Below are 8,635 nucleotides of genomic sequence, written 5' to 3'. Positions count from 1 at the left end.
TTGCCAACAGGGCGGTTTTTTCTGCGCTTACCGCGCAGCTTGAACCAGGGCATAAAGCGGCACTGGACCGTCTGTTGGTATCTGAGGGTGAGCAACCTTCACGGCTGGCCTGGCTGCTCCAGCCTCCGGGAAAAATTAATGGTAAAAATGTCCTGCAACATATCGACCGGTTAAATGCGATTGAGTCGCTGGCACTCCCTGACGGCATTGCACTTTCCGTTCACCAGAACCGACTCCTGAAACTCGCACGCGAAGGCAGGAAAATGAGTAGCCGGGATCTGGCAAGATTCACGGATGTTCGCCGTTATGCCTCGCTGGTTTGTATCATATCGGAGGCCAGATCCACCCTGACTGACGAAGTTATTGATCTGCACGAGCGTATTCTGAGTAGTCTGTTCAGCAGGGCAAAACGTACTCAGGCCGAGCGGCTCCAGCAAACGGGAAAGCTGATTCAGAGTAAACTGAAGCAATACGTTACCGTCGGACAGGCATTACTTAACGCCAGAGAGTCCGGGGAAGATCCCTGGGCCGCAATAGAAGACGTCCTTCCCTGGCAGGAATTCATCAACAGCGTGGAAGAGACGCGGTTCCTGTCACGTAAGGACAACTTCGACCCGTTGCATCTGATCACAGAAAAATACAGTACGCTGCGTAAATACGCCCCCCGGATGCTGTCCGTGTTGCAGTTCAGGGCTGCACCCGCCGCAATGCAGCTCAGTGACGCATTGGATACCGTCAGAGATATGTATAGAAAACAACTCCGAAAAGTACCGCCTTCCGCGCCAATCGGGTTCATCCCGGAAAGCTGGAGAAAGGTTGTGATCACCCCCACCGGCATTGACCGAAAATATTACGAATTTTGCGTGCTGAATGAACTGAAGGGAGCCTTACGTTCAGGTGACACCTGGGTAAAGGGGTCACGCCGCTACAGGAATTTCGATGATTATCTGATCCCGTCAGACGATTTTGAAAAATCACTCCGGGATAACCAGTTACCCCTTGCTGTTCCGGCCGATTGCCATGAATACATCAAGAGCCGTTTGACGCTTCTTGCATCGCGTCTGGAAGAAGTTAACGCGATGGCGCTGGCCGGTGATTTACCCGATGTTGATATATCGGATAAAGGCGTGAAAATTACCCCGCTGGATAACAGTGTCCCTTCAGCAGCATCCCCTTTTGGCGATCTGGTTTATGGCATGCCCCCTCACCCTAAAAGGGGGCCGCTTGGAAAACGGAAAATATCCTACGTTAAGCCTGTTTTTTGAGCTGGCATGGCGGGCAGCTATGAGCGAAGTATAGTCATTCGCCCTATCTCTTTTGTCGCACTTTCAACAAGGGGGTCGCTTGGAAAGCGGAACGAGGTCAGTCTCCGCCCGGACTGCTCAGCTCTTTAAACAGCAAAAGAGAGGCATCTTATGAGAAGGGATTGTTCAGTATGTCAGGGCAGACTGCTTTTTCATCCGCAGGTACTGAGGGTAAATGCTCAATTCCGGTACGATTCTTACTCTATAGCCAGACAGAATTCAGCATTGTGCTGAACCCGAATCTTTTTTTACTCTGACAGGCCTGTTCATCAGAACCCTGAAAAAACAATTTTCCCGTTCACATTTTTATTTTCCATGTCCTCATGAGCCCGGCGAAGTGCTTTAGCATTCAGCCTGCCATACTCTGCCAGCAACGGAGGTTTGAGCTTACCGGAATCCAGCATGCATGAGAGTTTGTTAAGAATATCATGCTGTTTAGACATGTCCGCAGTAGCATGCATGGGGCGGGTAAACATTGCCTCCCAGTGAACAGAAACGCTCTTAAATTTGATCAAACGCAGATCCAGTGGTTCAGGGTCGTCGATGAGTCCGATACGGCCTTGTGGGGCAATAATTTCGGCCATATTTTCCCAGGCAGATGGCGTGGTGTACGTTGAGAAAATCCGGGTAATGGGAGGGAGTCCAGCAAGGCTGGCAACCTGTGGCGCAAGCGCACATGAATGATCCAGGACATAATGCGCACCAAACCCGCGAACCGCTCTGACACTCTCCTGCCGGGAGGCAGTCCCGATGATGTTCACCCGACTCAGAGTGCGGGCAAGCTGTATAGCCATACAAGGGACTCCGCCCGCACCGCCAAGCATCAACAGGGTCTGATCAGCATCTCCGTTCACTGACAACTGCAGACGATCAAATAACATTTCCCAGGCTGTCAGACCGGTCAGAGGAACCGACGCTGCAGCTTCAAAACTTAGTGCTGCCGGCTTTATCCCCGTAATGCGTTCGTCAACCAGCTGAAACTCTGCGTTGGCTCCCTGGCGATCGAGCACACCGGCATAGAAAACGTGGTCACCTGGCCTGAACAGCGTCACATCTGGTCCGGTTGCTTCAACAACACCGGAAGCGTCGTATCCCATAACTACCGGATTGCCTGCAGAGGGACTGATGTTTCGCCGGCTTTTCAGGTCCCGTGGGTTAACCGCGACCGCCCTGACTCTGATCAAAAGATCACGCCCCTTGGGCATGGATGGGTGGGGAAGCGACAAATCTTCAATAACGGATGTACTTTCCCGGGTTGCCAGAAACCAACGGCTTTCATTCTGTCTCCTTAAAAAGGTCAGTCACCAGATAAATAAATGTAAAAGTGTGCGGAACGCGATACCCGCCAGTGCCCCCGGCAGTGCAAATCGAAAAATACGCGGAAAGCGGGCGCTGGGTAATGCTGTCAACCTGTTGATGACTATTTTAATCTGTAGTCATTCAATCCTTGTAACATCAGGATGATCCTGGTGTCAGTGAAAATACGAAATCAACACGTTGGTATCATTACCCACCTGTGAACTGACGTCGGCATTTTGAATCTCACTTCGGCGTGCCCCCTCCGAATGGCGCAAAACATTTCGTGGTATGGCATGATAGCACCCGAAGAGAGTCAATTCAGGGTGGTAAATGTGAAACCAGTAACGCTATACGATGTCGCAGAGTATGCCGGTGTCTCTTATCAGACCGTTTCCCGCGTGGTGAACCAGGCCAGCCACGTCTCTGCGAAAACGCGGGAAAAGGTGGAAGCGGCGATGGCGCAGCTGAACTACATTCCCAACCGCGTGGCACAACAACTGGCGGGGAAACAGTCGTTGCTGATTGGCGTTGCTACCTCCAGTCTGGCCCTGCACGCGCCGTCGCAAATTGTCGCGGCGATTAAATCTCGCGCCGATCAACTGGGTGCCAGCGTGGTGGTGTCGATGGTAGAACGAAGCGGCGTCGAAGCCTGTAAAGCGGCGGTGCACAATCTTCTCGCGCAACGCGTCAGTGGGCTGATCATTAACTATCCGCTGGATGACCAGGATGCCATTGCTGTGGAAGCTGCCTGCGCTAATGTTCCGGCGTTATTTCTTGATGTCTCTGACCAGACTCCCATCAACAGTATTATTTTCTCCCATGAAGACGGTACGCGACTGGGCGTGGAGCATCTGGTCGCATTGGGTCACCAGCAAATCGCGCTGTTAGCGGGCCCATTAAGTTCTGTCTCGGCGCGTCTGCGTCTGGCGGGCTGGCATAAATATCTCACTCGCAATCAAATTCATCCGATAGCGGAACGGGAAGGCGACTGGAGTGCCATGTCCGGTTTTCAACAAACCATGCAAATGCTAAATGAGGGCATCGTTCCCACTGCGATGCTGGTTGCCAACGATCAGATGGCGCTGGGCGCAATGCGCGCCATTACCGAGTCCGGGTTGCGCGTTGGTGCGGATATCTCGGTAGTGGGATACGACGATACCGAAGACAGCTCGTGTTATATCCCGCCGTTAACCACCATCAAACAGGATTTTCGCCTGCTGGGGCAAACCAGCGTGGACCGCTTGCTGAAACTCTCTCAGGGCCAGGCGGTGAAGAGCAATCAGCTGTTGCCCGTCTCACTGGTGAAAAGAAAAACCACCCTACCGCCCAATACGCAAACCACCTCTCCCCGCACGTTGGCAGATTCCTTAATGCAGCTGGCACGACAAGTTTCCCGACTTGAAAGCGGGCAGTGAGCGCAACGCAATTAATGTGAGTCAGCTCACTCATTAGGCACCCCAGGCTTTACACTCTATGTGTCCGGCTCGTATGTTATGCGAAAATGTGAGCGGATAACAATTCACGCAGGATACAACTATGACAATGATTACGGATTCACTGGCCGTCGTATTACAACGTCGTGACTGGGAAAACCCTGGCGTTACCCAACTTAATCGCCTTGCGGCACATCCCCCTTTCGCCAGCTGGCGTAATAGCGAAGAGGCTCGCACCGATCGCCCTTCCCAAGAGTCGCGCAGCCTGAATGGTGAATGGCGCTTTGCCTGGTTTCCGGCACCAGAAGCGGTACCAGAAAGCTGGCTGGAGCGCGATCTTCCTGACGCCGATACTGTCATCGTCCCCTCAAACTGGCAGATGCACGGTTACGATGCGCCTATCTACACCAACGTGACCTATCCCATTGCGGTCAATCCGCCGTATGTTCCCACGGAGAATCCGACGGGTTGTTACTCGCTCACATTTAATGTTGATGAAAGCTGGCTACAGGAAGGCCAGACGCGAATTATTTTTGATGGTGTTAACTCGGCGTTTCATTTGTGGTGCAACGGGCGCTGGGTCGGTTACGGACAGGACAGTCGTTTGCCGTCTGAATTTGACCTGAGCGCATTTTTACACGCCGGAGAAAACCGCCTCGCGGTGATGGTGCTGCGCTGGAGTGACGGCAGTTATCTGGAAGATCAGGATATGTGGCGGATGAGCGGCATTTTCCGTGACGTCTCGTTGCTGCATAAACCGAGCACGCAAATCAGCGATTTCCATGTAGCCACTCACTTTAATGATGATTTCAGCCGCGCTGTACTGGAGGCAGACGTTCAGATGTACGGCGAGCTGCGCGATGAGCTGCGGGTGACGGTTTCTTTGTGGCAGGGTGAAACGCAGGTCGCCAGCGGCACCGCGCCTTTCGGCGGTGAAATTATCGATGAGCGTGGTGGTTATGCCGATCACGTCACCCTACGTCTGAACGTCGAAAACCCGAAACTGTGGAGCGCCGAAATCCCGAATCTCTATCGTGCGGTGGTTGAACTGCACACCGCCGACGGCACGCTGATTGAAGCAGAAGCCTGCGATGTCGGTTTCCGCGAGGTGCGGATTGAAAATGGTCTGCTGCTGCTGAACGGCAAGCCGTTGCTGATTCGCGGCGTTAACCGTCACGAGCATCATCCTCTGCATGGTCAGGTCATGGATGAGCAGACGATGGTGCAGGATATCCTGCTGATGAAGCAGAACAACTTTAACGCCGTGCGCTGTTCGCATTATCCGAACCATCCGCTGTGGTACACGCTGTGCGACCACTACGGCCTGTATGTGGTGGATGAAGCCAACATTGAAACCCACGGCATGGTGCCAATGAATCGTCTGACCGATGATCCGCGCTGGCTACCCGCGATGAGCGAACGCGTAACGCGAATGGTGCAGCGCGATCGTAATCACCCGAGTGTGATCATCTGGTCGCTGGGGAATGAATCAGGCCACGGCGCTAATCACGACGCACTCTATCGCTGGATCAAATCTGTCGATCCTTCCCGCCCGGTACAGTATGAAGGCGGCGGAGCCGACACCTTCGCAACCGATATTATTTGCCCGATGTACGCGCGCGTGGATGAAGACCAGCCCTTCCCGGCTGTGCCGAAATGGTCCATCAAAAAATGGCTTTCGTTGCCTGGAGAGACGCGCCCGCTGATCCTTTGCGAATACGCCCACGCGATGGGTAACAGTCTTGGCGGCTTCGCTAAATACTGGCAGGCGTTTCGTCAGTACCCCCGTTTACAGGGCGGCTTCGTCTGGGACTGGGTGGATCAGTCGCTGATTAAATATGATGAAAATGGCAATCCGTGGTCGGCTTACGGCGGTGATTTTGGCGATACGCCGAATGATCGCCAGTTCTGCATGAACGGTCTGGTCTTTGCCGACCGCACGCCGCATCCGGCGCTGACGGAAGCAAAACACCAGCAGCAGTTTTTCCAGTTCAGTTTATCCGGGCGAACCATCGAAGTGACCAGCGAATACCTGTTCCGTCATAGCGATAACGAGCTCCTGCACTGGATGGTGGCGCTGGATGGCAAGCCGCTGGCAAGCGGTGAAGTGCCTCTGGATGTCGCTCCACAAGGTAAACAGTTGATTGAACTGCCTGAACTACCGCAGCCGAAGAGCGCCGGACAACTCTGGCTAACGGTTCACGTAGTGCAACCGAACGCGACCACATGGTCAGCAGCCGGACACATCAGCGCCTGGCAGCAGTGGCGTCTGGCGGAAAACCTCAGCGTGACACTCCCCTCCGCGCCCCACGCCATCCCGCAACTGACCACCAGCGAAACGGATTTTTGCATCGAGCTGGATAATAAGCGTTGGCAATTTAACCGCCAGTCAGGCTTTCTTTCACAGATGTGGATTGGCGATAAAAAACAACTGCTGACGCCGCTGCGCGATCAGTTCACCCGCGCACCGCTGGATAACGACATTGGCGTAAGTGAAGCGACCCGCATTGACCCTAACGCCTGGGTCGAACGCTGGAAGGCGGCGGGCCATTACCAGGCCGAAGCAGCGTTGTTGCAGTGCACGGCAGATACGCTTGCCGACGCGGTGCTGATTACCACGGTCCACGCGTGGCAGCATCAGGGGAAAACCTTATTTATCAGCCGGAAAACCTACCGGATTGATGGAAGTGGTCAAATGGCGATTACCGTTGATGTTGAAGTGGCGAGCAATACGCCACATCCGGCGCGGATTGGCCTGACCTGCCAGCTGGCGCAGGTAGCAGAGCGGGTAAACTGGCTCGGATTAGGGCCGCAAGAAAACTATCCCGACCGCCTTACTGCGGCCTGTTTTGACCGCTGGGATCTGCCATTGTCAGACATGTATACCCCGTACGTCTTCCCGAGCGAAAACGGTCTGCGCTGCGGGACGCGCGAATTGAATTATGGCCCACACCAGTGGCGCGGCGACTTCCAGTTCAACATCAGCCGCTACAGTCAACAGCAACTGATGGAAACCAGCCATCGCCATCTGCTGCACGCGGAAGAAGGCACATGGCTGAATATCGACGGTTTCCATATGGGGATTGGTGGCGACGACTCCTGGAGCCCGTCAGTGTCGGCGGAATTCCACCTTAGCGCCGGTAGCTACCATTACCAGTTGCTCTGGTGTCAAAAATAATAATAACCGGGCAGGCCATGTCTGCCCGTATTTCGTGTAAGGAAATCCATTATGTACTATTTAAAAAACACAAACTTTTGGATGTTCGGTTTATTCTTTTTCTTTTACTTTTTTATCATGGGAGCCTACTTCCCGTTTTTCCCGATTTGGCTACATGACATCAACCATATCAGCAAAAGTGATACGGGTATTATTTTTGCCGCTATTTCTCTGTTCTCGCTATTATTCCAACCGCTGTTTGGTCTGCTTTCTGACAAACTCGGGCTGCGCAAATACCTGCTGTGGATTATTACCGGCATGTTAGTGATGTTTGCGCCGTTCTTTATTTTTATCTTCGGGCCACTGTTACAATACAACATTTTAGTAGGATCGATTGTTGGTGGTATTTATCTAGGCTTTTGTTTTAACGCCGGTGCGCCAGCAGTAGAGGCATTTATCGAGAAAGTCAGCCGTCGCAGTAATTTCGAATATGGTCGCGCGCGGATGTTTGGCTGTGTTGGCTGGGCGCTGTGTGCCTCGATTGTCGGCATCATGTTCACCATCAATAATCAGTTTGTTTTCTGGCTGGGTTCTGGCTGTGCATTCATCCTCGCCGTTTTACTCTTTTTCGCCAAAACGGATGCGCCCTCTTCTGCCACGGTTGCCAATGCGGTAGGTGCCAACCATTCGGCATTTAGCCTTAAGCTGGCGCTGGAACTGTTCAGACAGCCAAAACTGTGGTTTTTGTCACTGTATGTTATTGGCGTTTCCTGCACCTACGATGTTTTTGACCAACAGTTTGCTAATTTCTTTACTTCGTTCTTTGCTACCGGTGAACAGGGTACGCGGGTATTTGGCTACGTAACGACAATGGGCGAATTACTTAACGCCTCGATTATGTTTTTTGCGCCACTGATCATTAATCGCATCGGTGGGAAAAACGCCCTGCTGCTGGCTGGCACTATTATGTCAGTACGTATTATTGGCTCATCGTTCGCTACCTCAGCACTGGAAGTGGTTATTCTGAAAACGCTGCATATGTTTGAAGTACCGTTCCTGCTGGTGGGCTGCTTTAAATATATTACCAGCCAGTTTGAAGTGCGTTTTTCAGCGACGATTTATCTGGTCTGTTTCTGCTTCTTTAAGCAACTGGCGATGATTTTTATGTCTATTCTGGCGGGCAATATGTATGAAAGCATCGGTTTCCAGGGCGCTTACCTGGTGCTGGGTCTGGTGGCGCTGGGCTTCACCTTAATTTCCGTGTTCACGCTTAGCGGCCCCGGCCCACTTTCTCTGCTGCGTCGCCAGGTGAATGAAGTCGCTTAAGAAATTAATGTCGGATACGGCGCGAGCGCCTTATCCGACCAACTTATCAGGACGGAATGGGCTTTGTTGAATAAATCAGATTTAGGGTAAGTCTCCCCCGTAGCGGGTTGTGTTTA

General features: G+C 52.7%; 3 protein-coding genes and 2 pseudogenes. 4 read left to right on the top strand and 1 reads right to left on the bottom strand.

Annotated elements, in window-relative coordinates; translation table 11 throughout:
- Positions 1 to 1,214, top strand: a pseudogene (locus tag ACOI7Z_RS26345) (Tn3 family transposase); the annotation flags it as partial.
- Positions 1,215 to 1,573: 359 nt separating this feature from the next.
- Here the strand turns inward: ACOI7Z_RS26345 and ACOI7Z_RS26340 are convergent.
- A pseudogene (locus ACOI7Z_RS26340) lies at positions 1,574 to 2,583 on the bottom strand (zinc-binding alcohol dehydrogenase family protein).
- A 352-nt stretch (positions 2,584 to 2,935) separates the two neighbouring features.
- On the opposite strand from ACOI7Z_RS26340, the gene lacI reads away from it, so the two are divergent.
- From lacI to lacY, 3 genes are all read left to right on the top strand, one after another.
- Positions 2,936 to 4,018, top strand: a complete 1,083-nt coding sequence (gene lacI, locus ACOI7Z_RS26335) for a DNA-binding transcriptional repressor LacI (protein ID WP_004206569.1) — start codon at positions 2,936 to 2,938, stop codon at positions 4,016 to 4,018.
- Positions 4,019 to 4,139: 121 nt separating this feature from the next.
- The gene (lacZ, locus tag ACOI7Z_RS26330) at positions 4,140 to 7,214 is read left to right on the top strand and encodes a beta-galactosidase (protein WP_004187094.1); all 3,075 of its coding nucleotides are present in this window, start codon (positions 4,140 to 4,142) and stop codon (positions 7,212 to 7,214) included.
- A 51-nt stretch (positions 7,215 to 7,265) separates the two neighbouring features.
- Positions 7,266 to 8,519 (top strand): lactose permease, encoded by a 1,254-nt coding sequence (gene lacY / locus ACOI7Z_RS26325; RefSeq protein ID WP_003846917.1) that lies wholly within the window; start codon positions 7,266 to 7,268, stop codon positions 8,517 to 8,519.
- Positions 8,520 to 8,635 lie beyond the last annotated feature (116 nt).

It is taken from the genome of Klebsiella sp. C283 (assembly GCF_048822555.1).
Classification (GTDB): Bacteria; Pseudomonadota; Gammaproteobacteria; order Enterobacterales; family Enterobacteriaceae; genus Klebsiella; species Klebsiella quasipneumoniae.
The sequence above is the reverse complement of the archived record's forward strand: the minus strand, read 5'-3'. Positions and strand labels throughout refer to the sequence as shown.

Excerpts from the sequence above, each read along its gene's own strand:
- lacY (WP_003846917.1), top strand. The coding sequence starts at position 7,266 with ATGTACTATTTAAAAAACACAAACTTTTGGATGTTCGGTTTATTCTTT.
- lacZ (WP_004187094.1), top strand. The coding sequence starts at position 4,140 with ATGACAATGATTACGGATTCACTGGCCGTCGTATTACAACGTCGTGAC.